20 protein-coding genes are annotated in these 21,428 nt (G+C 47.9%); 7 read left to right on the forward strand and 13 right to left on the reverse strand.

Translation table 11 applies throughout. The annotated features are described in order from the left end of the window. Nucleotides 1-25: 25 nt before the first annotated feature. On the reverse strand, nucleotides 26-520 hold the full coding sequence (locus tag ACXAGX_RS06550; RefSeq protein WP_474837328.1) for a DUF411 domain-containing protein: 495 nt from the start codon (nucleotides 518-520) through the stop codon (nucleotides 26-28). Between the two features lie 179 nt (nucleotides 521-699). On the opposite strand from ACXAGX_RS06550, the gene ACXAGX_RS06555 reads away from it, so the two are divergent. Beyond that, on the forward strand, nucleotides 700-1,971 hold the full coding sequence (locus ACXAGX_RS06555; protein ID WP_474837330.1) for a YjgN family protein: 1,272 nt from the start codon (nucleotides 700-702) through the stop codon (nucleotides 1,969-1,971). Nucleotides 1,972-1,976: 5 nt separating this feature from the next. After that, nucleotides 1,977-2,993, forward strand: a complete 1,017-nt coding sequence (locus tag ACXAGX_RS06560; RefSeq protein ID WP_474837332.1) for a M48 family metallopeptidase — start codon at nucleotides 1,977-1,979, stop codon at nucleotides 2,991-2,993. An 8-nt stretch (nucleotides 2,994-3,001) separates the two neighbouring features. Here the strand turns inward: ACXAGX_RS06560 and ACXAGX_RS06565 are convergent, their stop codons facing one another. From ACXAGX_RS06565 to ACXAGX_RS06610, 10 genes are all read right to left on the reverse strand, one after another. Then, nucleotides 3,002-3,490, reverse strand: coding sequence for a GNAT family N-acetyltransferase (locus ACXAGX_RS06565; protein WP_474837334.1), 489 nt, complete (start codon nucleotides 3,488-3,490; stop codon nucleotides 3,002-3,004). 41 nt (nucleotides 3,491-3,531) lie between these two features. Next, nucleotides 3,532-5,433: a monovalent cation:proton antiporter-2 (CPA2) family protein gene (locus ACXAGX_RS06570; RefSeq protein WP_474837336.1), complete on the reverse strand. Its 1,902-nt coding sequence runs from the start codon at nucleotides 5,431-5,433 to the stop codon at nucleotides 3,532-3,534. A 164-nt stretch (nucleotides 5,434-5,597) separates the two neighbouring features. Beyond that, nucleotides 5,598-6,878 (reverse strand): insulinase family protein, encoded by a 1,281-nt coding sequence (locus ACXAGX_RS06575; protein WP_474837338.1) that lies wholly within the window; start codon nucleotides 6,876-6,878, stop codon nucleotides 5,598-5,600. A gap of 3 nt (nucleotides 6,879-6,881) precedes the next feature. Then, nucleotides 6,882-8,027 carry a pyrroloquinoline quinone biosynthesis protein PqqE gene (gene pqqE / locus ACXAGX_RS06580; RefSeq protein WP_474837340.1) on the reverse strand — a complete coding sequence of 382 codons (1,146 nt, stop codon included), beginning with the start codon at nucleotides 8,025-8,027 and terminating at the stop codon, nucleotides 6,882-6,884. After that, nucleotides 8,020-8,286: a pyrroloquinoline quinone biosynthesis peptide chaperone PqqD gene (gene pqqD / locus ACXAGX_RS06585; protein ID WP_474837341.1), complete on the reverse strand. Its 267-nt coding sequence runs from the start codon at nucleotides 8,284-8,286 to the stop codon at nucleotides 8,020-8,022. Before pqqD ends, pqqE begins: the two co-directional genes overlap by 8 nt. Next, nucleotides 8,283-9,038, reverse strand: coding sequence for a pyrroloquinoline-quinone synthase PqqC (gene pqqC, locus ACXAGX_RS06590; protein WP_474837343.1), 756 nt, complete (start codon nucleotides 9,036-9,038; stop codon nucleotides 8,283-8,285). Before pqqC ends, pqqD begins: the two co-directional genes overlap by 4 nt. Nucleotides 9,039-9,053: 15 nt before the next feature. Then, nucleotides 9,054-9,977, reverse strand: a complete 924-nt coding sequence (gene pqqB, locus ACXAGX_RS06595; protein ID WP_474837345.1) for a pyrroloquinoline quinone biosynthesis protein PqqB — start codon at nucleotides 9,975-9,977, stop codon at nucleotides 9,054-9,056. A 166-nt stretch (nucleotides 9,978-10,143) separates the two neighbouring features. Continuing rightward, nucleotides 10,144-10,215: a pyrroloquinoline quinone precursor peptide PqqA gene (gene pqqA / locus ACXAGX_RS06600; protein ID WP_083273040.1), complete on the reverse strand. Its 72-nt coding sequence runs from the start codon at nucleotides 10,213-10,215 to the stop codon at nucleotides 10,144-10,146. Nucleotides 10,216-11,036: 821 nt separating this feature from the next. Continuing rightward, nucleotides 11,037-12,269: a methyl-accepting chemotaxis protein gene (locus ACXAGX_RS06605; protein WP_474837347.1), complete on the reverse strand. Its 1,233-nt coding sequence runs from the start codon at nucleotides 12,267-12,269 to the stop codon at nucleotides 11,037-11,039. A 121-nt stretch (nucleotides 12,270-12,390) separates the two neighbouring features. Next, nucleotides 12,391-13,206 carry a sugar phosphate isomerase/epimerase family protein gene (locus ACXAGX_RS06610; RefSeq protein ID WP_474837348.1) on the reverse strand — a complete coding sequence of 272 codons (816 nt, stop codon included), beginning with the start codon at nucleotides 13,204-13,206 and terminating at the stop codon, nucleotides 12,391-12,393. 178 nt (nucleotides 13,207-13,384) lie between these two features. Here ACXAGX_RS06610 and ACXAGX_RS06615 point away from each other — a divergent pair, with 178 nt between their 5' ends. The 5 genes from ACXAGX_RS06615 (at nucleotide 13,385) to minE (ending at nucleotide 18,990) form a co-directional block, all read left to right on the forward strand. Next, nucleotides 13,385-15,268 (forward strand): DUF885 domain-containing protein, encoded by a 1,884-nt coding sequence (locus ACXAGX_RS06615; protein WP_474837350.1) that lies wholly within the window; start codon nucleotides 13,385-13,387, stop codon nucleotides 15,266-15,268. 272 nt (nucleotides 15,269-15,540) lie between these two features. Beyond that, the gene (locus tag ACXAGX_RS06620) at nucleotides 15,541-16,947 is read left to right on the forward strand and encodes a zincin-like metallopeptidase domain-containing protein (protein ID WP_474837352.1); all 1,407 of its coding nucleotides are present in this window, start codon (nucleotides 15,541-15,543) and stop codon (nucleotides 16,945-16,947) included. Nucleotides 16,948-17,143: 196 nt separating this feature from the next. Then, nucleotides 17,144-17,896, forward strand: coding sequence for a septum site-determining protein MinC (minC, locus tag ACXAGX_RS06625; RefSeq protein ID WP_474837354.1), 753 nt, complete (start codon nucleotides 17,144-17,146; stop codon nucleotides 17,894-17,896). A gap of 30 nt (nucleotides 17,897-17,926) precedes the next feature. Next, entirely contained in the window at nucleotides 17,927-18,736 is an 810-nt protein-coding gene (gene minD / locus ACXAGX_RS06630) for a septum site-determining protein MinD (RefSeq protein WP_474837356.1), read from the forward strand. Beyond that, a complete protein-coding gene (gene minE, locus ACXAGX_RS06635; protein ID WP_070125643.1) occupies nucleotides 18,736-18,990 on the forward strand; it encodes a cell division topological specificity factor MinE in 255 nt (84 codons plus the stop codon). The genes minD and minE overlap by 1 nt, the downstream gene beginning before the upstream one ends. Before the next feature lie 29 nt (nucleotides 18,991-19,019). Here the strand turns inward: minE and ACXAGX_RS06640 are convergent, their stop codons facing one another. Further along, nucleotides 19,020-19,613 (reverse strand): acyl carrier protein phosphodiesterase, encoded by a 594-nt coding sequence (locus ACXAGX_RS06640; protein WP_474824312.1) that lies wholly within the window; start codon nucleotides 19,611-19,613, stop codon nucleotides 19,020-19,022. A 132-nt stretch (nucleotides 19,614-19,745) separates the two neighbouring features. Beyond that, a complete protein-coding gene (locus ACXAGX_RS06645; RefSeq protein ID WP_474837358.1) occupies nucleotides 19,746-21,290 on the reverse strand; it encodes a S10 family peptidase in 1,545 nt (514 codons plus the stop codon). Nucleotides 21,291-21,428 lie beyond the last annotated feature (138 nt).

Below are 21,428 nucleotides of genomic sequence, written 5' to 3' on the forward strand. Positions count from 1 at the left end.
GAATATAAGGGGATCGTTTTTGTAATCAAAATTGCTCATCGTAACTGGCAATGCTGGCGTAAACCTCTGCGCTTCCATCCTTCTTTAGAAGCAGGATGTCATAGGGGCTAAAGCGGCCGCCCATTTCCATTCCAGGTGTACCCACAGGCATTGCCGGCACAGAAAGGCCAATGGCGTCTGCTGCCGGTGATTGCAGAAATTGCTGAACAAACTTGGCCGGTACATGGCCTTCAAATACGTAGCCATCGATAATGCCGGTGTGACAAGACTGGTATTGCTCGCGTACGCCCGCCTCCATCTTTAATGAGAACAGGTTGGCATGATCAACGGGAGAAACGGCAAAGCCCGCTTCCTGCATATGAGCAATCCAGTTTTTGCAGCAACCGCACGTCGGGCTTTTATGCACTTCCATGGTAGTGGCTTGTGCTGACGCGTTATCTTCTTCGGTTGCTGCAACCATAAAAGCGGGGAGTGCAACGAGCATGAATGATGAGAGTGTTAGAGCAATGGATTGTTTCATCGATTTTTCCTTAAAGCAGCGTCAGCCAGCAGTAACCATAAGCTGGAATAGTACCTTAACTATACCTCATCCCAGGCAGCCGAACAGGGAAAAAACTTGTCGGTTTTGTTGGTTAAGCGTAATGTTAAGGGGCGGGGTAGCCCGCTCAATGGAATGAATAAGCAGTAGAGAATAAAACTATGGATAAGCCTAGCGACTATTCCAGCTATACGCTGGCCGAAATAAAAGAATTACACCAACAACTTGTTTCGGAACAAGCCAACACGCCTTCGACAACCCAGCAACAGCAAATAGAACAACTTGAACACGTTATTTCAGCAAGGGAAAGTGCCCAGCCACTGGCCGCAGAAGAACCGCTTGCAGCATCAACGCCTGAAACCGACGTGGTTACAGCAGCCGGTGTAACTCGACCCGCCAAAACCGTGTTGCGAACGGTACCCGTTAAATTTCTTGGTATCACGTCTGAGTTTTTTTCAATCTGGATAGTTAACTTACTGCTGACCATTGTTACCCTGGGTATCTATTCTGCCTGGGCGAAGGTGCGGACTAACCGCTACTTTTACGGCAACACAGAACTAGACGGTCATCGTTTCTCTTACCTGGCAGAACCGCTGCAAATATTAAAAGGCAGAATTATTGCCGTAGTGCTGTTCGCCAGCTATTTTCTTGCCGGTTATATTAGCCCGGCCGCCGGTCTGATTGTGGCGGGCCTATTGGCTTTGCTTGCCCCGGTACTGATTGTACTTAGCTATCGTTTCCGGTTGCGTATGACAGCCTACCGCAATGTGCGCTTTAGTTTTCGAGGTCGAATCGGTCGGGCCTATATGGTCTTTTTAGTCTGGCCCATTATCAGTTTGTGCACGCTGTACCTGCTCCTTCCTATCAACTTGAAAAAGATGGACGAATATTTGCTGGAGGGTTCCTGGTATGGCGACCGCCAGTTTAAGCCGCGTCTCAACACCGGTGAATACTTCGGAACGGGTATCGCTGCTGCTGCAATAGGCATGGTTATCATGATGGTTGGCGGTATCGTGATTGGTGTTACCAGTGTGATGACAGCTTCAGATACAGAAAGTGTAACTAACGTGCTGGGTTTCGGTATCGTAGCGCTGTACTTTCTTACCTTTATCATTGCCGGCAGTTTTTATACACCGCGGATCCGTAATCATATATTCAGCGCCACTGAACTTGATGGCGTAGCAGGTTTTAAATCGTCGTTAGCAATGTGGGAACTGATCAAACTTAGAGTCACTAATACCCTGGCCATTATTTTCAGCCTTGGGTTTGCTATTCCCTGGGCCAAAATCCGCAAGGCGCAATTGTACGCTAGCGTATCAAATGTCGATGTGTTGGCCGAACCTGAAAAGGTAATGGCGGCGAGAGGGAACAGTGCTGAAGCGGTTGGAGAAGAAGCCGCAAACCTGTTCGATGTCGATATAGCGCTCGGGTAGACGACGTGATCACCGGTCAGCTTTATTCTGAACAAAGTGCGGAGTCTTCAACCGTCTCGGTTATGCTTGATGCCCAAAACATGGTGATTACCGATAATGTCGGTGAAGCACGGGTGTTTACCCTCGATTCTCTTGATACCGCGCCTAAACTGGGGCGGTTACCCAGGGAAATCCGCTTACCAACACGGGAGCAGCTTGTCTGTGACCAATCTGAGCTATTAAATCAATGGCTGGACGGCGAACAAGGTGGGGTTGCTAAATTAGAAACTAACCGGCGCTGGATTTTCGGCAGTGTGGTGCTGGTGCCAGCGTTACTTTACTTTGTGTTTGGCTGGTTAATGCCCTGGGCTGCGGTGCACTTCGCTAACCTGGTGCCAGACAAGGCCAAAGTCATTGCCTCGCAGCAATCGTTATCCGCTTTAGATGCGACTTTGCTAAACCCGTCAGAGCTGGATGTAACTGAGCAGGAAAAAATACGTACAGGGTTCTACGATGTGAAAGATAGCATCAGTACGAATCACAAGGTTTTTAGTGTTCAGTTTCGCCATGCGCCGCAAATTGGCCCTAATGCTTTTGCGTTACCTGATGGCACGATAATTTTTACTGATGAAATGATAGCGCTGGTCGATGGAGACCAAGCGTTATTAAATGCTATTTTTCTTCATGAAGTCGGTCATGTAGAAAACAACCATTCTATGCAACTGGTTGCAGAATCGTTGTTTGCCACACTGGCCGTGAGCTATTTCTTTGGTGATATTAGCGGATCGCTGGAGGCGTTTTTCGGCATTGGTTCCACGGTGGTAAATAACAAATTTACGCAAGCCCACGAAGCAGACGCCGATGAATTCGCATTACGTCAGTTACGTAATGCCGGTGAAGATCCTATGGCGTTTGCTGATGCGATGAAAAAGTTGAGTGAACTGCGCCCCTCCGCTAGCGAAACCATGGATAGCTGGTTTTCCAGTCATCCGGCCATTCAATCGCGGATCAGAAAAGCAGAAGCATTTACGGAACAGGAATAAAAACGCCCCTATCTATCAGTAGCGGCTTTTTTGCAAGTTCTGGCTATGGCAATAGTCATAAAACGACTGTGCGGATCGTCATGGTAATTCCCGAAGGGCCCACAGTCGCTGAATCCATGACGATGATATAGCCGGTGGGCAGCACTAAAGTAATCCTGGGTGCCAGTTTCCAGGCTTAATGACGAGTATTTTTGTTGTTTGCAAAACGCTAGCGCGGCGTTTAGCAATGCCGCACCCACACCGCGATTCCTTGCTGCATGACTTGTACGCATAGATTTAAGTTCGGCGTCCATAGCTGACAGTTGCTTTACCGCCACACATCCGAGCAACACGCCATTTTCCCGAGCGGTAAAAAAACAGACATCTTTTGCCTGTAACGCACTTACATCAAGTGCATGTACGCTTTGGGGTGGTGAAGTAGCGTGCATATCTGCGAGGTGCTCTTCGAGTAGGGCAATGATGTCGCGACTTACTACCTTTTCCTGGCTTATCTCCATGATTGCAATCCTTGTTGTTGAGCTATTTAATCAGACTATGACTACTGTTCTTTTTCCATAGCGCGAGCCTGCGGATCTTGTTCTTTGGCATGCAACGCAGAATTCGCTTCTTGTTCAGCTTCTTTTAGGGCTTGCTGAATTAACGCTTCCAGTTGAATAAACAGCTTGATGTAGTTGTTATCGATGCGCTCGCCGCTGGCATCGTCTAACCAGGCTTCATATAGCGTATCGCTTTGCTTGTCTTCAATGCGTTTATAGGCTGCAACCTGCTTTTCTGCCTGCACGGCGTGAATGCCTAACGAACGTAATGCTTCGGCACCCATGGCGAGGGCAGAGTGGTAAGTTTCAGATACAATGAAGTTTGCTCCAGACTGGCGTAAACGATATCCATGACCGCGGTCAAATGCCCGAGAAAGCACTTTCACCCGGGGAAATGCGTGTTTAACGTACTTCACCATTTCGATGGCAGCTTCTTTATCATTAATGGCAATAACCAGCATGGAAGCTTTGTCTATGCCTGCGGTGTGCAGCATGCTTGGCCGGGCAGCGTCGCCAAAATAAGCTTGAGTACCAATGCGGCGCATGTTGTCTATTTGCTCGGCACGTACATCTAGTACCACGGTTTTAATGTTGTTGGCCAGCAGCAACCGGTTAACAATTTGACCGAAGCGGCCAATCCCAGCAATGATGACCGTGCCGTAGTCATCAATGCTATCGGGCTGACGCCGATTACTTTTATTGGTATAGGCAGGAAGAATCACATAACTAAACAGAATGAACAACGCCGGAGTGAGAAACATGGAAAAAGCGACGACGAGGGACAAGATCTCAACGAGCTCAGGAGGCAACACGGAATTTTGCGACGAAAAGTTCAGTAGCACAAAACCAAACTCACCGGCTTGCGCGAGGCTGAGTGAGAAAAGCCAGCGGTTAGGCCCTTGAATACGAAATAACAAAGTAGCAATAAACAAAATGACAGCTTTGATCAGCATTACGCTCACCGTAAGTGCCAGAATGATCATTGGCTTTTCCGTGAGCAGTTGCATATCGATACCCGCGCCCACGGTGATAAAAAAGAGCCCCAACAGTAAACCTTTGAACGGTTCAATATTCGACTTTAATTCATGACGGAATTCACTGTTTGCCAGCATTACTCCAGCCAGAAAAGCGCCTAACGCCGGGGATAGCCCAACCAGGCTCATCAGTGCTGCAATACCCACCATTAGCATGAGGGATGTTGCCGTAAAAATTTCCCGCAATCCTGACGATGCCACATACTTAAATAACGGACGGCTGAGATAGTGACCGCCTACGGTTACCACGGCGACTGAGCCCATGATCACAATGGCATAGAGCCAGGCAGGCAAACCCTCAACCAAACTGTAATTGTGTGCAGAGGCATCGGCTGTATTTCCCGCAGCCATGAGCTCGGGGAGCGCCAATAGCGGAATTAACGCTAACATGGGAATAACGGCAATATCCTGGAACAACAACACTGAAAAAGCGTTTTTACCGCCTTCCGTTTGTTCCAACCCTTTTTCCTGAAAGCTTTGTAGTACGATGGCCGTTGATGAAAGTGAGAAAATGAGTCCGATAGTGAGCGATACCGAGAAAGGCTGTCCTAACTCAAGTGCGAGAAAGGTGATGGCAATGGTAGTGAGTAGAAGTTGAATACCGCCAAGACCAAACAACTTTGCTTTCATTGCCCATAATGACTTTGGCTCGAGTTCAAGCCCTACTAAAAACAGCATCATTACCACGCCAAATTCAGCAAAATGTTGAATAGCTTCTGTTTCATCGCCGACTAAATGTAGAACCGGACCAATGACCACGCCAGCAACCAGGTAGCCCAGCACAGAACCGAGACCCAGGCGACGCGCCATGGGTACAGTAATTACAGCAGCAACAAGGTAGATAAATGCCTGCAGGAAATAGCTGGTCATTAAAGCAGTCGTCCTTTAAGAAGTGGTTATATGAATCGTTGCGGTAGCAATTTGGCGCAGACAGAGCGCTGTGAGGAAGCGCCTGCTTTGAATCGCATTATGTCTGCAGGAGGTTGACCTGGCAATGGTTTCACGTTTGTCGATGCAAAAAAACAGGTGAAAATTCAAACATCAAAAAGTTGTGTGCGCAACTGTTCACAAAAGGCTTTTCTGTTCGCGGCGGCCGCATCATTGATTGCGTATATCACCACATTTTTTTCGTGCAGCCCAATGCCCTGCGCATAACAATCACCACTAATGCGAGGTGACCAAAATTTCTCTCTCATCAGCAGTGCTTCTAAGCGGGGGAGAATTTTGTCGGCCATTGGAAACGCGTAGTACCAGTCGTTGTGCGCATTTGTTACCTGAAGAAAAGGGTGAAATCTCTCCCAGTTATTTAGCACGTACTTGGGTAGCGCGGGTAACGTATTGAAGGGAAACTGTCCGCTGCTTTTGGCTTCACGCACAAACGAAGCCTGGTTGTTCGTCATGACTGATGGGAACAAGGCGGCTCTGGTGCTATTGAGATATTCAAATGGCACACTGATTTCTGTGTTTTCATAGTATGAACTCTCCGCAGAATCTGTTTGTATCCCTTCATTAATGAAACATTCAATAAGCGCAGCAATCCCTCTAGAGAGCATTTTGCTTTGTTCAGGGCGGGGTTGTTCTTTACGTGTGGTGTTGCTGCCATTGGTGTCTGTTGGGTGCTGCTTTTGCCTGGCGCTTTCACTCCCGGAGTTATTATCCCCGAAGTTACCATCCCCGGTGTCGTAATTAGTGTATGGCCGAATGCTTGCCTGTGCGGCGGCAATATCAAGTAGCGTGGTAATGTTATGAATATCACCGTTATTAACCAGAAGGGTGATGTTTTGCGGGGAGTAGCAGGTCGCTTTATATGTATTTATCGCCGACTCGGTGAGTTGTGCGAGTCCACCGCTAAAGCCCCCGGCCACGGCTTCCGTGTGTCTGCCTTGTGTCATTAAATCAGTAATATGTGCCTCATAGCCAGGCTGGCGCTCACGAAATGTTAATTCTTGAAAGATAACGCCGTCTTTCTCTCGCTTTATGTCATCGCTGCGATAGGTGCAGTGAATGAGCCCGGCGTAAACAAATTCCAATGCTTGGTAAAACAGAGGCTCATGTGCGGTTTCTATAAAATAGTAGGTAATGCCAGCCAGCGTGCTGGCGTTGATTTTTACCGGAAGCAGGGCTAATGCGGCAAACAGGTTATGTGCTTCGGGGTATCGGGTAGATGAACGAAACACCAGATGCTCGACCACGTGGGCAATGCCCGAGGCATCAGGAATAGGTGTGGCAACGGCAAATACCGCACTGAAACCCGGCAAGTCAGTGGGGCATAGCAATATCTTAGTGTTTGCTGACGTCCGGGCTTCTTGGGTCATTAATTATACCGTGACGATATCTATCTTATTTTTTGGGTCCCGCAGAATCACGTTTTTATCATGCTGTTTTGCTGCGCTTTCAATGGCCGCCTCTATGGTGTGGTGATGCGGTGATTTACTGCACACCGGATCGGCCTGATACATGTCGCCAGTTAACATGTAAGCCTGGCAGCGACAGCCGCCAAAGTCTTTCTCTTTTTCATCGCAATCGCGACAAGGCGATGGCATCCAGTCGTAACCGCGGAATTTATTGAATGAGAAATCCTGATACCAAATGTCCTGCAGCGATTTGTCTTTCACGTTCGGGAACGTCATAGGCAAAATTTTCGCGCTGTGACAGGGCAGGGCTGACCCATCCGGCGTCACGGTGAGAAACGTAGAGCCCCAGCCATTCATACAGGCTTTTGGACGATCTTCGTAATAATCCGGTGAAACAAAAATAAACTTAGGTCCCTTACCATTCTGCTTGTCACGGAACGCATTGACCTTAGCTTCCGCTTCTTCAAGGGTGACCTTCGATGGCAGCAATTGATCACGGTTTACATAGGCCCAGCCGTAATACTGCACGGTGGCCAGTTCTACAAAATCGGCGTCTAACTCGGTAGCAAGGGCTAGTACATCATCAATCTGGTCGATGTTTTGCGCCGTTAAACAGAAATTCAGTACCATCGGGTATTCGTATTGCTTAATCAGCTTGGCAACTTCCAGCTTCTGCGCGAAGGAATGACGACGATTACCGATCAAATCGTTGGCTTCTGCATTGGCAGCCTGAAAACTTAGCTGAATGTGATCAAGGCCGGCGTCTTTTAACCCCGCGATACGTTTTTCGGTCATGCCAATGCCGGAGGTGATCAGATTGGTATAGAAGCCCAACTCACTGGCATGTGCGACCATTTGTTCTAAATCTTTGCGCAGTAAAGGCTCACCGCCGGAGAACCCCAGTTGTACAGCTCCCATGTCTCGGGCCTCCGACAGCACGCGAAGCCAGTCTTCCGTACCGATCTCGTCTTTCTTGTCGATGAGATTCAGAGGGTTAGAACAATAGGCACAGTGCAGCGGGCAAGCGTAGGTGATTTCTGCTAAAAGCCAAAGTGGCGGACCCGCTTCGATAACCCGTGTTTCGCTTTGACCGTTGTTAATCTCAGACATAGTGAACCCAGTCTTTGCTTTCGGCATCGCTCAGGAACGCAGTAATATCATCGCCGATGTCATCTGGCGCTTCCGGGAACTTGGTTTTGAGTGACATGATGATGTCGTCAACTGACTTTTCGCCATCCACTTGTAACAAAATTTCTGCCGCGCTGGGATTCAGCTTCACCATGCCTTCTGGATAAAGCAGAACATAGCTGTCCTGTGCTTTTTCAAATTGTAGTTTGTAAAGTCGGTTGCGTTTAGGTACTTGGCTCATAACAGCCCCTTGTGACAGATTGACTGATCGGCAATGCCGGTGAAAGGCTTACGATCAAACTCGTAGGCCAGACTGATAGCATCAGCCATCGACCACAAGACATCCAGCTTAAATTGCAGAATGTTCAAGGCTTTTTCCTGTTGGGCGCGAGTCACAAAATGGTCCAGCGTAATTTGCAGACCGTGTTCCACATCGCGACGAGCCTGACTCAGTCGCATCTGGAAATAGCTAAAACCCGCTTCATCGATCCACGGGTAGTGCCCAGGCCACGTATCAAGTCGGCTTTGGTGAATTTCAGGTGCAAACATTTCTGTTAGCGATGAACAGGCGGCTTCTTCCCAAGATGCACGGCGGGCGAAATTCACATAAGCACCCACCGCAAATTTCACGCCGGGCAGCAGAAACTTTTCTTCCAGCATATCGTTGCGGTCAATGCCCACTGCTTCACCCAGTCGTAACCAGGCTTCGATACCGCCCATACGTGGATCACCTTCTTCTCCGTCGTGGTCAAGAATGCGTTGGATCCACTTGCGGCGGGTAGCCATGTCCGGACAATTTGCCAGTACCGCGGCGTCTTTCACGGGAATACAAACCTGATAATAAAAGCGGTTCGCGACCCACCCTTGAATTTGCTCCTTGCTACATTCACCTTTATTCATGGCAATGTGGAACGGGTGATAAATATGGTAATACTCGCCTTTTGCGCGAAGTTTTTGTTCGAATTCTTGTTTAGACCATGGCTTGTCTGACATAAAAAATCCTCGGATTTAAAGCGTAATATGCATGCCGTCGTAGGCGAGCTCTATTTCATTGTCTTCAAGATACTGATGGGCATCGGAGTCTTCATTTAACACCGGGTTGGTGTTGTTAATATGGATAAGCACCTTGCGGGAAATATCGAAGCGATTAAGCAAGGCTACCGCGCCATCATCGCCGTTCACCGGCATGTGTCCCATTTGTGTACCCAGGCGATTACTAAAACCATTCTTGATCATTTCATCGTCGAGCCACAAGGTACCGTCGAACAGCACGCAATCTGCCTGTTCAAGCATATTTTCAACCAGTGGATTGGCTTGCACGCAGCCTGGCGCATAAAACACTGACTTACCAGAGTGCTCATCTTTAATGTGCAGGCCAATATTGTTGCCCGGCACAATATTGTCGCGGTATGAAGAGTAGGGCGGTGCATTTGACGCCAGTACAACGGGGCGGAACGACAGTCCGTCTGCGCCTATCGGTGTGAATGCGGAATCATATTCGGTATCAATGCCGTGGCGCTGAAGGCCACCGTGCCAGTGTTTAAGCATAGGGAACAGCGGGAACGCTTCAGTGAGATCCTCGTACACCACATCAGTACAGTAAACCGGTAAGGGCAAGCCTTCACGTAGGGTAAGCAAACCGGTGGTATGGTCTATCTGGCTGTCGGTGAGTACGATGGAACGAATCGAAGTGCCCCGCTGCTGGTTGGGATCGGCAGGCCATAATTGTGGCGTTTGATTAATTTGCTGGCGTAAGTCTGGCGAAGCGTTAATGAGTATCCAGTCTTCACTATTGGCTGAAACGGCAATACTGGATTGGGTTCGGGCCTGGGCGTTAATGCTGCCTTCGCGCAGCCCTTTACAATTTTTGCAGTGACAGTTCCACTGAGGAAACCCTCCACCTGCGCCTGAACCTAAAACGAGAATTTGCATAGTTCACCTGTCAACGTCGTTGCCTGAAAGCATGAGCAGAAGAGCCGGAATAAAAAAGGCTGCCAAAGGCAACCTCTTTTCATAGCAATCAGGCAGTTTGACTACCCGATTGTAATGCCATAGAAGAAGCGTGCTGGCTTAACGACAGCCTGCCTCGTATGGGCTGTTAGCGGTTTTTGATGTACAGAGTAACTTCAAAACCTAAACGCATTTCAGTATATTGAGGCTTGGTCCACATGGTGCGACTCCTATGTTTATTAACGATGTTTTAACATTCGATCACATTATAAGAAAGCGGATTTCGGAAAAAAATCCTACTTTGGGAGGACTTCTGATGAACTTTCTACTTCTTTGGGAGGGAGGCACCGGATCGTCAAGTTAGCAACTCATGCTAGCCCGACGACAATGCTATACCCTTCTAAGAATATCTTCCTGGTTAAAGCTCACCACCCCGAGTCCGGCTTCCAGACAATCTTTTCAGACAAAAATAGCTACGTTAAATATAGTCGTACGGTTTAATTCTGCCAGTGCAATTCTCGCCGCCCTAAGCACGCGAAAAAGACATGCTGCTGTCAATGAAAACTATATAACTTCTGAACATGACAATGTGCGATAACGATATCGAACTATTTTGATTTAGATCTATTCTTAACCTTGTAATCTTTCCTGGAATAGAACAAAAATGTGGGTGTAGACTAAAGTAGCGTCTGCAACGGACTTATCAGTCTTTTTTTAGCAAGTGTAAGAGCGAGTTCTTAAAGGAATTGTTACTTTAAAAAAATGTGATCTTTCGCATGCAGTTAGACGAAAGAATGTGATTCTTACCCGGAGAGCAACCATGACTGTAATGCGTCTAACCCAGGCCGACAAAGCGTTAAGTGTAGAGCAATCCCATATTTGGCTACACTGTTTCCGAACGTGCTATAAATGTGAAGTGTTATCAGAAACCCTTACTTCTTATGAGTTTAATGATGGCAGTCGTCTAATTCTTGATTCAAGTTATCCCTTCCCTCAACCTGTAAAGTCGAAGGCAAAACTACGCCTCGCTTAATCCTCTCGTCACGCCTGGCTAACAAAGCGGGCAAGTTGTGTAGTTGTTGCAGAGGCCAGTGTTTGTGCTTGTCTGGCCTCGGTATCTACCGTCACTAACTTCTCCTGCATGCCTTCCGCCAACGCCGTTATTGTAGTGACTGAAATTAAGGTTTGTTGAGATTGCCGGTTTAATTGCGTAACCGACCGGGCAATATAGTCAAACTCATCACTGTTTTTCTGAAAGTCAGTCATCATATCGCTGAAAGTTTTCATCGTACTATCCAGACTGTTTTTCATTTTCGAAGACGCATCTAATAGTGAATCTGATTCGCGTTGGGTCTCATTAACTAATAAATCCATATCGTTAAGAAAGGCATCAATTTGCCGGGTGGCGTCTGTCACTTTTACTGACAATGCGCGCACTTCGTCAGCGACCACCGCGAATCCTCTTCCAGCCTCGCCGGCACGGGCGGCTTCAATGGCCGCGTTTAGCGCGAGCAGGTTGGTTTGGTCGGCGAAAGATTCCACCATGCGCAGAATGCTTTTCACATTGGCAGCATTTTCCTGCAAACCACCCACAGTGTGAGAAAACGAAGATAACAGCGTAGAGATATCGCCCAGCTGCGTTTGTGATTCAGATAGTGTGGTGTTGGCCAGCGATGCCGTATGCAGATTTGAATTGTTGCTCTGTGCCATGCCATTACTCGCCTGCATAATGTCGTTTATCCCTTGGGTTACTGTGGTGGTGCCGGCAACCACTTCCTGGGTCAGGTGATTTTGCTGGTTGGCTTGGTCGCGGGTGGTATGAATTTGTGACGACATGGCAGCATTGCTAGAAGCTGTAAGCTGTGCATCGCCGTGGATGCGATTCAACAATTTGTTCAAATTGTTAGCAAACAGATTGTAGGCCTTTGACAAGTCGCGGAATTCGTCTTGGGTAAACGCTGGCAATCGGGTTCTTAAGTCGCCCTCAGTGTGATTGATTTCATCCAAGGTGCGAACGAGTGCGCTCACGGGCCGCACGATTAAATAGCGTAAGTAAAAAAGGGTGAACAGAAAGCCCACCGCGTTTAAAACCAACATAGTGGCTAGCCATAGAAAAGCGGTGTCACGGCTTGCTTCATCTGCATGTGCATAAAGGTAGAAAAGATACTGGGTGGCTACCTGGCAGAGAAAAAGAAAGCCAATGTTGCCCGCAATCTTTTTCGTTAACGTATTGAAGAAGGTTTTCTCAATGGTGGAATAGAGCGTCCAGAACATACAATTACAGAATCTGCGAGTCAGAGTGCAACCATAGCCTAGCCGGTCATTTTAGGTAACAAAATGATCGCTGAAGATCGATGTAACTGGTAATTAATTGATTTACATCATGCAAAACGGCTCAGCCGTAGCTTTTCCACAATTCCATACTTTCAATAACCATATTCTTCATCATTTGCATTTCTTCTTTATTTCGAGGAGGCTCATTGACACCAGTTACACTTAATACAAACTCGAATACACACGGTCCGTCGAATCCTGAATCTTTCAATGCTTCTTTATAAGCGCTGAAATCGATATTGCCTTGGGCGATGCCTTCCCGATTTGATCCCGAAATATGAAAAATTGCGTTGCGACTGCCATACTGTCGAAGAGCGGTTAATGGACGCTTTTCACCAATATTCATATGAAAGCTGTCGAGTAATACACTGATATTGTCGCAGCCGCTGTCTTTAATCAGCCGCTGATAATCGTCTGCCGTATGTACGTATGCAACTTCATAAAAATTGCACGGTTCGTAAGTCAGAGGTACAGATTTTTCACTTGCATACTTGGACAGTTCTTGAACAGCGTCAATGATAAATTGCCAGGCTGTTTTATCGTCCTTACAGTCTTTAGTCCAGGCGCTTAATCCTTGCAATGTCTGTAAACATCCGAGGCTGTGCGCAAAATCTATTTCCTTCTTGTAAAACGCGATAGCATTTTCCAGTGTGGCGGCACCATGTTGTTCGCCGGGCGCGCAGTCAAAAGGATCATTAGCAATAATAGCCAGGTTATATTCTTTCGCACTCGCTACTACTTTTTCAGCCGGGTGCGCGTGGGCTCCTTCGCAGTATTGAATTGCATTTAGCCCCATACTGGCAATGGTAGACATTAGCGTGTCTAAGTCATCAATGCCCAGTGTCCAGCTACAGATACCAAATACAGGCTTAGTCATGTTTATAATCTCCTTTACTTGTGAACTTTTTCGTACCTTGGAGATTGATGAAGAGATCAGATGTTTACATTTAAAGTGTCTTACAATCGCTTAAAACAGCCTGAATTGCGTTCAGTGACGCTGTGCTGTGCAGCAGATTCAGACAGAATGGGATAACAACGAAGAAGAAGGAATAGGTATGAAGTTCTCCAACGTTTTTATTGCACTTATCACTGCCGGCTTGATGTCGGGCTGTAACGATGCCAGTCAAACCGCCAAACAGGAAACAAAGGTGACGCCCGCGCAGCAAGAAGCAGCGGACATTGCGCTTACTGAAACCGCCGATACGTACACCCGGGTTTTCTTTGAGCAATATCCGACGCTGTCAACCACGTTGGCAATGCCGATTCAGCAGGCTGGGGGTAGTTATAACGACAGATTCCCTGATTATTCTGTCGCCGGTATGGAACAATTCCAGAGCAGTATGGCGCAGGCCGCAACCGCGCTGAAAGAGGTTGATGGTACATTGCTTTCTGAAAAAGACCGCATGCATCAACAAATCCTCATTAACATATTCGACTTTTATACCGGTGACCGCACCTTTCCTGGGGGATATATTGATACCTGGAGTGCGCATCTGCCTTATATTATTAATCAGATCACGGGCCCATTGATTGATATACCCAAGGTAATGCAGGTACAGCAGGCCGTGGCGACAAAAAAAGATGCCGAGGACTATCTCACCCGGCTGGAAAAAATGGGCGCATTTGTAGATGGCGTGGTGGCGAAATTTAAGGCCGACGAGGCGAAAGGTATTGTACTGCCGAAAAAACTGCGCCCGAAAACCTTGGCTTACCTGAATGGCTTTTTGGCCGCCGAGCCCGACTCTCATGGATTGGTAACTGCTTTTGCGAGCAAGCTTGAAAAGGTCAGTGAACTGGATGCGACAACTAAAAGCGACATGGTGAAGCACGCTGGTGAATTGGTTTCAACGGTGGTCTATCCGTCGTTTAATCGTGCCAGAGATGCGGTACTTGAAAGCGAGCAAAAGGCGGGTAACAGCGACGGCATATGGGCGCAGCCAGGCGGTGAGGCATTTTATCTACATGAAATTAAATTCCTGGCGGATTCGACATTGTCACCGGAAGAAATTCATCAGTTAGGTTTATCTGAAGTTGAGCGGATTGCTGCACAGATGGATACTATTCTGCGGCAAAACGGTTATTCCGAAGGGACAGTTGGTGAGCGCATGCTTGCGCTTGCTGACGTTCCTGGACAGCTTTTTGATGCCACAGATGAGGGACGTCAGGCACTCCTTGATTACCTGAACGATGAAGTGAAAACGGTGATGGCTCGGGCGCCTGAATTCTATGGCACATTGCCCACACAGCCGGTAGAGGTTGACCGTATTCCGCCGGTGTCGGAAGCGGGTGAAGCGGGAGGTTATTATTCCCAGCCTTCCCTGGATGGCAGTCGACCCGGCGTCTACTGGATCAACCTGCGTGATATGAAGGCAGTACCTAAGTTCAGTTTAAAAACGCTCACTTACCATGAAGCCGTACCAGGGCATCATTTTCAAATCGCATTGAACATGGCGCAAACTGACATCGGTCTGATGCGACAGAATGCGCCTTACAATGCGTTTGTCGAGGGATGGGCATTGTATTCTGAATATGTGGCTGCGGAGTACATGGGCATGTATTACGACGATCCATTGGGTAATTTAGGTCGTCTTCAAGCCGAACTTTACCGGGCAGTTCGCTTAGTGGTCGACACGGGAATGCACTTTAAGCACTGGACCAGAGAGCAAGCAATAGCGTATTTCCACGATACTACGGGGACGCCGTTATCTGACGTTGTGCCAGAAGTTGAACGCTATATGGCCATGCCCGGGCAAGCACTGGGTTATAAACTGGGTATGCTCGAATTTGTTGCATTGGAAAAGCAAGCGAGACAAGCGCTGGGCAATAAGTTCGATATCAAACAATTTCATGACGTTATCTTGCTACCGGGCGCCCGTCCTATGGCCATGGTGAGACAAGACGTTGAAGCCTGGATAACGGCACAGTCGACTGACGAATAATAACGTCAAACTGATGTCGCAAATGTCACTAAAGGTCAAAGTGCGTTTTTGGCCTTTTTTTGTGCAATAAAACAGGCTTTCCTCTCAATGCGTTGTTTTATCTATACCTTAGCGTAGGTATCGGTACTTATCAGTATCGACATCTGATTATCAATTCGTATATCGAACACATTTCATACCTTAGCTACACTCCAAACTAATCAGGATACCGGTCGATTTCTGCCGGGCGTATTTGCGCTTATAGACCTGAATAGCCTAAGAAGGATTAGCTAATGTTGACATTGTCCCAATTTCGAAACAGTTACCCGTTGCAACTGGAATGTTCCCTTGCAACAGGAAGCAGCCCCAAAACGCTGCTGCGACTGTCTGCGAAATTTAACGGTCGAGATCCTTTCTGGCATTTTGTTGAACAAACCGCGAGCAGCAGTAGGCCGATTCATTTTCTTGGCCATGATCGCAGTTTAGATGCCAGTGTCAGAAACTTAAGTGAAATCAGTAAACAAATTGCTGATATTGAAGAATGGCTGGGGTTGTCCTACCAGGATATTCTGCAAAAAATCAGTGGGTCTTATAGCACAACATTGGTGAGCAAAATTTTTGACTTGCAGGCACCGGGTCAATGGGAAGGCGTCACCCGCGGCGAACTTCAAGCTTTGCTGAAAGAGCTGCATTACTGGGTGGTGTACATCAACGATCTGGACATCATGCGTAAAGATGCAGAGTCTGCGCTTGGTTTACATTATTTCTTGCGCCGTCATCCGGTTGCGGGATGTCAGAGTCTGGCCGATGTGGTTTTACTCAATAATGATAGCTGGGACCTGGACGAATCTGGTTATCAAACAATTTTGCAGGATCTTGTCGCCAAAGATGACGACTGTATTTTGCGCTGGATAGAGCAGCCAGAACCTGTTGCCCATTTTAATGTGCGCTCGAAAGTCCCTTATAACTCAATGTTAACGTGGGTTATTCTGTCACTGATTTCACGCACCTATGGTTACACCAGTAACCTGTGGGCAACCAAAATCCAGTGGAAAAAGCAGGGGTTCAAACTACGCAAGGATGCCCGTCCGGCCCCGGTTTTTCATTACTTCTCTATGCCTTCAGCAGAGCTGTCGTTAGGTGAAGGGGATGAAGGCGCGCCGCAAAAAGGACGAAGGGTTTCGCTGGTGTACAACGCCAGTGAATTGCTCGACTACAACGGCATGCCCTATGAAGAAGGTTTTGTTGAGCCGCTGTCTACCTTGCGTGCCCGACTGGAACGTTTGCAGGTAGATGTACGGGAAGGCAATGAGCCGAAATGGCACCCGAACGAAGATTACATTGAAATGCCACCGGATACTGGCTTGTATGCGAAGCATGTAACGGCGGCCTACTATCAGGCAATCTTACCTCTGTTAATCCGTTGGGCAGGGCATAAAAAGCGTTTGAATGTAGGCGCACATTTACGTGACCCCGTGCAGTTCGATGCCTACACCACGCTGGTAACGGAAGTGGCTGCGGCCAGTTTGTCGGTGCGCTTTGGACTAGACAGAAAACCTTGCCAAACGAGTGTACAGCGAATTGGTAACTGGATTGACGAATTGTCGCCCCAGGGGCGCTTTGACATCCTTGCCAGTGCGTCGGAATGTGCAAATCGACTTTGCTTGTTCTTGTTTCCCGAAGACAGAGAAACCGTTTAATTGACGGTTTTTCTTTGTTAATGCTTGGCCTAGCAGGTCGCGAATAACAATATTGTATGATTTTTCAACGCTCAAGGGGTAAATCCGGGCGTTTATGTTGCCGTAAGCCGGGAATTTGATAGAGTTGTGTCATCAGTTCCCGCCTTGTCATTTCTAGCTTGTAGCGGGATTATAATTATAATTCAGGATGCGCTACATGTCTCAACCGTGCTTTCGAATGAAAGGCACCACGCTTACCAGTATTGTACTGGAAGTTGTCTCCTTTGAACCGGATGAATTTGAATCGCAACTGGCGGAAAAAATTGCCAGTGCGCCGCTCTTTTTCACCCGCTCTTCACTGATCCTTCATCTTAATGCGCCGCTGTCTGCTACCGAGTTTGAACTGTTGGTGGCGTTATGTCGTCGCCATGATTTACAACCCATGGCGATAAAGGGTGTTACTGAAGGACTAAAATCTACCATCAATGATTTGGGCATGGCTGATATTAGTCAAAGCAAAATCAGCGAAAAGCCACTTGCTGAAAGCAAACCTGTTGAGGCTCCAGCTTCACAAAATCAGCCCGAACCCACAGAAGCGCCTGCACAAGCAGAAACCGTTACGCAAACAGTAGAAGTGCTGAAACCTGCTAAGATTGTTGCCAGACCCGTGCGTTCTGGTCAGCAAGTTTATGCAGAAGGCAGTGATCTGGTGATTCTGGGCGCCGTAAGTGAAGGGGCTGAAATTCTCGCTGATGGTAATATTCACGTTTACGGAACATTACGTGGACGGGCGCTGGCCGGCGTTAAGGGCAATGAGCAGGCACGAATTTTTTGTCAGAATATGGAAGCTGAATTGGTTTCTATTGCCGGACGCTTCGTGATGCAGGAAAACATACAAAATAAGTGTTGGAAAAAACCAGCACAGGCATATTTAGACGCAGATGCACTTCTTATTGAAGCATTATCCTAACGCGGTGCAAATGCTATTGGGGAATAGTAAATGGCTAAAATAATTGTAGTAACTTCAGGAAAGGGCGGCGTAGGCAAAACCACGTCAAGTGCTGCCATTGCTACAGGTCTGGCGCTGGCCGGACATAAAACCGTGGTGATTGATTTCGATGTGGGTCTGCGAAACCTGGATCTGATCATGGGCTGCGAACGTCGTGTGGTATACGACTTTGTAAACGTAATTAATAAAGAAGCCACGCTTAATCAGGCACTGATTAAAGACAAGCGCACGGATAACCTCTATATCCTGCCAGCTTCTCAAACCCGAGATAAAGACGCACTGACCATGGAAGGCGTTCAGAAAGTACTTGATGATCTGTCGAAAGACTACGACTTCATCATTTGCGATTCTCCTGCCGGTATAGAGCAGGGCGCACAGATGGCGCTGTACTTCGCTGATGAAGCGATCGTGGTTACAAACCCGGAAGTGTCTTCCGTGCGTGACTCAGACCGCATTCTAGGCATTTTGCAAAGCAAATCCATGCGCGCAGAGAAAGGTCAGTCTGTTAAAGAGCATTTGCTATTAACCCGCTACAATCCTGAGCGTGTTGCCACTGCAGAAATGCTGAGTGTTGCCGATGTAGAAGAAATTCTTGCTGTGCCGCTGCTGGGAGTCATCCCGGAATCAGAAGCCGTATTAAAAGCATCGAACCAAGGTGCGCCGGTTATTCTGGATACCGAGTCGAACGCAGGTAAAGCTTATTCCGACGCGGTGAAACGCCTGTTGGGTGAAGAAGTGCCTCATCGCTTCCTGGATGTTGAGAAAAAGGGTTTCTTCAAGCGACTGCTGGGAGGTAAGTAATGGGCATTTTCGATTATCTGCTGAAAAAAGGGAAACCAAATACTGCGGCTGTCGCCAAGGAGCGCCTGCAGATCATCGTTGCCCATGAGCGTCGTAAACGTTCGCAACCGGATTATCTGCCGATGATGCAACAAGAAATCCTCGAAGTGATCCGCAAATACGTGCATATTGCCGATGACGACGTGTCAGTGCAGCTAGAAAATAGTGAAGACTGCAGCGTACTGGAACTGAATATCACCTTACCGGAAAAATAAGTGCTCTGTGTCTTACAGGCACAGACGCATTACGCAGAAGGGGCCTCGAGCCCCTTTTCTTTTATGTGCGCTTCAAGCTCGCTGAAAAACGCAGGAAATTCCTTATTTATTTGCGTATACGCAGGCAGAATTTCTTCAATGCTGCCTTCAAACCGATGACGAAACCGAATGCGTGATGCGGTTCTGTCTAGTGCCATTGCCACGCCTTCCACATTCTCATAGACATCTAACCAGCGGTTCTCCAGCATGCTTCCCACTACCTGATGCATGCGTGGCGGCATGTCATTGTGGCGTTTTGCCAGTAGTGCATAGCGGTTATCGCAGAATGTCTGAAAAGGCTGGCGACTGAATTGTTGCCAGTGTTGAATGAGAAAGTGGTCGAAGAGCACATCTAACGTGATGCCGGCAAAGCGACGTCGCCGGGGGCTGAATGTCTGTCTGAGCGCTGTTACCCAAGGGTGAGAATCGGTGAACTTATCGACCAGCTTATGATTCTCCAAGCCGTTCTTTACCGCTTGAGGTAGCTGAGTGACATCAATGCCTTTTTGGAAATCGCCTAAGAGATTGCCGTAGCAGGAATCTGCGGTTGGCTGAGCCAGAAAGAGGTGGGCGAGATAATTCATGGTGTGAGTGTAACAAAAATGCCAGCATCACGTGCTGGCATTTTTAGAGCTTATGGGTTGGTTTTCGCTAGCCAAGCTTGCGCTAACCAGGCTTTTGCTCATTACTGCGGTAATCGGAAGCTCTGCTCAGTGCTATCGGTCGTATTTGGCCGCTTCGTCTTTTGCTGGCAGACTCTCGCTGATGAAGGTACGGATGTCCTCGTTTGCGGTTTTTAAGTCTTCATAGCGCAAATACATCATATGACCACTGCGATAACCTTTGAAGCGCAAGCGGTCTTTCATTTTGCCGCTGGGGTCGAGTTGGGTCATGGTGTACTTGGCATCAAAATAGTTGGTAGCACCATCGTAATAACCAGACTGCACCATCACATTCAGGTAAGGGTTGGTAGCCATTGCCTGACGCAAGTTGTCGCCGGTGTGATCGTTGTCGCGATCCCATGGATACACCATACCGAACATGTTGTACTTGGTGTCGGTTTCAAATTTCAGGTCGTTACGCAGATAATCATTGATTGCTGGCGTGAACGAATGCAGCCAGGATGTTAGCTCTGCATTGTAATCGGGGCGATCACCGGTTTCCTGCTTATCGATACCTAAATAACGGCTATCCAGACGACCAATGGTTTTGCCTTCATCACGCAGCAGCGCTTTCCAGAAAAACCAGGTGCTAACGTCTAGGTTACTCTGCTCAACTTCTTTAGCCGTCAAACCAGAGTAGGCAGCAAACTGATTAATCACAGACTGCTTTTCTTCATCACTGATCCAGGCACCTTTCGCCAAGGCTGGGAGTAATTCGTTGAGGGTGAATTTTTCGACCTGCGGCAGTAGTGCTTCTAAATCCATCTTCTGGTATTGAGGCGCTAATTTATTGTGATACCAGGCGGCGGCTGCGAAATAGGGCAGGCGGTTAGCTGCCTCTACCGGGCCTTCACGTTTAATGCCAAGCTCAGTGGGCGACACCAGAATAACGCCGTTGAGGTACATCCACTGACGTTCTTGTAACGCTAGTGCCAAGCCAGAAACCCGAGTAGTACCGTAGCTTTCACCAATCAGATATTTCGGGGAACGCCAGCGGTTAGTGATGGTCACGAAAGTGTTAATCCACTCGGCGAGGTACTGCACATCCACATTCACACCAAAGAACATCTTGGCGATTTTATCTTTCGACGGCATCTTACCGTCTTTATCTGGCAGGGCGCGGCTATAGCCGGTATTCACCGGATTCACATAAACAATATCAGCCACATCCAGAATGGAGTAAGGGTTAGTTTTGGTTCCATAGGGTTGCAGCGGATAGCCTTCCTCATCGATGTTCAGTACTTTTGGGCCGGTGTAGGCAATGTGCATCCAAACTGAAGCGGAGCCCGGGCCTCCGTTAAAACTGATCACCAGCGGACGGGAAGCTCGGTCCTTAACATCATCACGCTGATAGTAGGTGTATTGCAGCGTGGCTGTCGGATTACCTTCTTCATCCCACACGGGCTGCATGCCGGCGGTAGCGGTATAGCTGAATTTCTCACCTTTAACTGTGGTTTTATGTTTAGTGGTAACCGCGGTTTCCACCGGAATACTGCGTTTTACGCCTGGGGTGTCGGCGGCGAGAGCCGATGGTGCAGCGAGGCCTCCTGCGACGCTCAGTGCCAATGTCAGGGCAGTGAAAGTACGACGAAATGTCATGTTGTTTCCTCTGTAATAATTGTTGTCGTTTTTGTTATTAGCGTGCGCTACCTGGCCCGCATTATTTATTCATGTGCTACGCAATGTTTACCTGCGCAATACTAAATACTAAGTTAACGAAGAGTGATAATTGAAAGC

The sequence above is a fragment of the Alteromonas sp. ABV4_515 genome, from assembly GCF_056160345.1.

Bases quoted from the DNA above. Each gene is read 5' to 3' on its own strand.
- ACXAGX_RS06550 (WP_474837328.1), bottom strand. From the start codon at position 520: ATGAAACAATCCATTGCTCTAACACTCTCATCATTCATGCTCGTTGCA.
- ACXAGX_RS06555 (WP_474837330.1), top strand. From the start codon at position 700: ATGGATAAGCCTAGCGACTATTCCAGCTATACGCTGGCCGAAATAAAA.
- ACXAGX_RS06565 (WP_474837334.1), bottom strand. From the start codon at position 3,490: ATGGAGATAAGCCAGGAAAAGGTAGTAAGTCGCGACATCATTGCCCTA.
- ACXAGX_RS06570 (WP_474837336.1), bottom strand. From the start codon at position 5,433: ATGACCAGCTATTTCCTGCAGGCATTTATCTACCTTGTTGCTGCTGTA.
- ACXAGX_RS06575 (WP_474837338.1), bottom strand. From the start codon at position 6,878: ATGACCCAAGAAGCCCGGACGTCAGCAAACACTAAGATATTGCTATGC.
- pqqE (WP_474837340.1), bottom strand. From the start codon at position 8,027: ATGTCTGAGATTAACAACGGTCAAAGCGAAACACGGGTTATCGAAGCG.
- pqqD (WP_474837341.1), bottom strand. From the start codon at position 8,286: ATGAGCCAAGTACCTAAACGCAACCGACTTTACAAACTACAATTTGAA.
- pqqC (WP_474837343.1), bottom strand. From the start codon at position 9,038: ATGTCAGACAAGCCATGGTCTAAACAAGAATTCGAACAAAAACTTCGC.
- pqqB (WP_474837345.1), bottom strand. From the start codon at position 9,977: ATGCAAATTCTCGTTTTAGGTTCAGGCGCAGGTGGAGGGTTTCCTCAG.
- ACXAGX_RS06605 (WP_474837347.1), bottom strand. From the start codon at position 12,269: ATGTTCTGGACGCTCTATTCCACCATTGAGAAAACCTTCTTCAATACG.
- ACXAGX_RS06610 (WP_474837348.1), bottom strand. From the start codon at position 13,206: ATGACTAAGCCTGTATTTGGTATCTGTAGCTGGACACTGGGCATTGAT.
- ACXAGX_RS06615 (WP_474837350.1), top strand. From the start codon at position 13,385: ATGAAGTTCTCCAACGTTTTTATTGCACTTATCACTGCCGGCTTGATG.
- ACXAGX_RS06620 (WP_474837352.1), top strand. From the start codon at position 15,541: ATGTTGACATTGTCCCAATTTCGAAACAGTTACCCGTTGCAACTGGAA.
- minC (WP_474837354.1), top strand. From the start codon at position 17,144: ATGTCTCAACCGTGCTTTCGAATGAAAGGCACCACGCTTACCAGTATT.
- minD (WP_474837356.1), top strand. From the start codon at position 17,927: ATGGCTAAAATAATTGTAGTAACTTCAGGAAAGGGCGGCGTAGGCAAA.
- minE (WP_070125643.1), top strand. From the start codon at position 18,736: ATGGGCATTTTCGATTATCTGCTGAAAAAAGGGAAACCAAATACTGCG.
- ACXAGX_RS06640 (WP_474824312.1), bottom strand. From the start codon at position 19,613: ATGAATTATCTCGCCCACCTCTTTCTGGCTCAGCCAACCGCAGATTCC.
- ACXAGX_RS06645 (WP_474837358.1), bottom strand. From the start codon at position 21,290: ATGACATTTCGTCGTACTTTCACTGCCCTGACATTGGCACTGAGCGTC.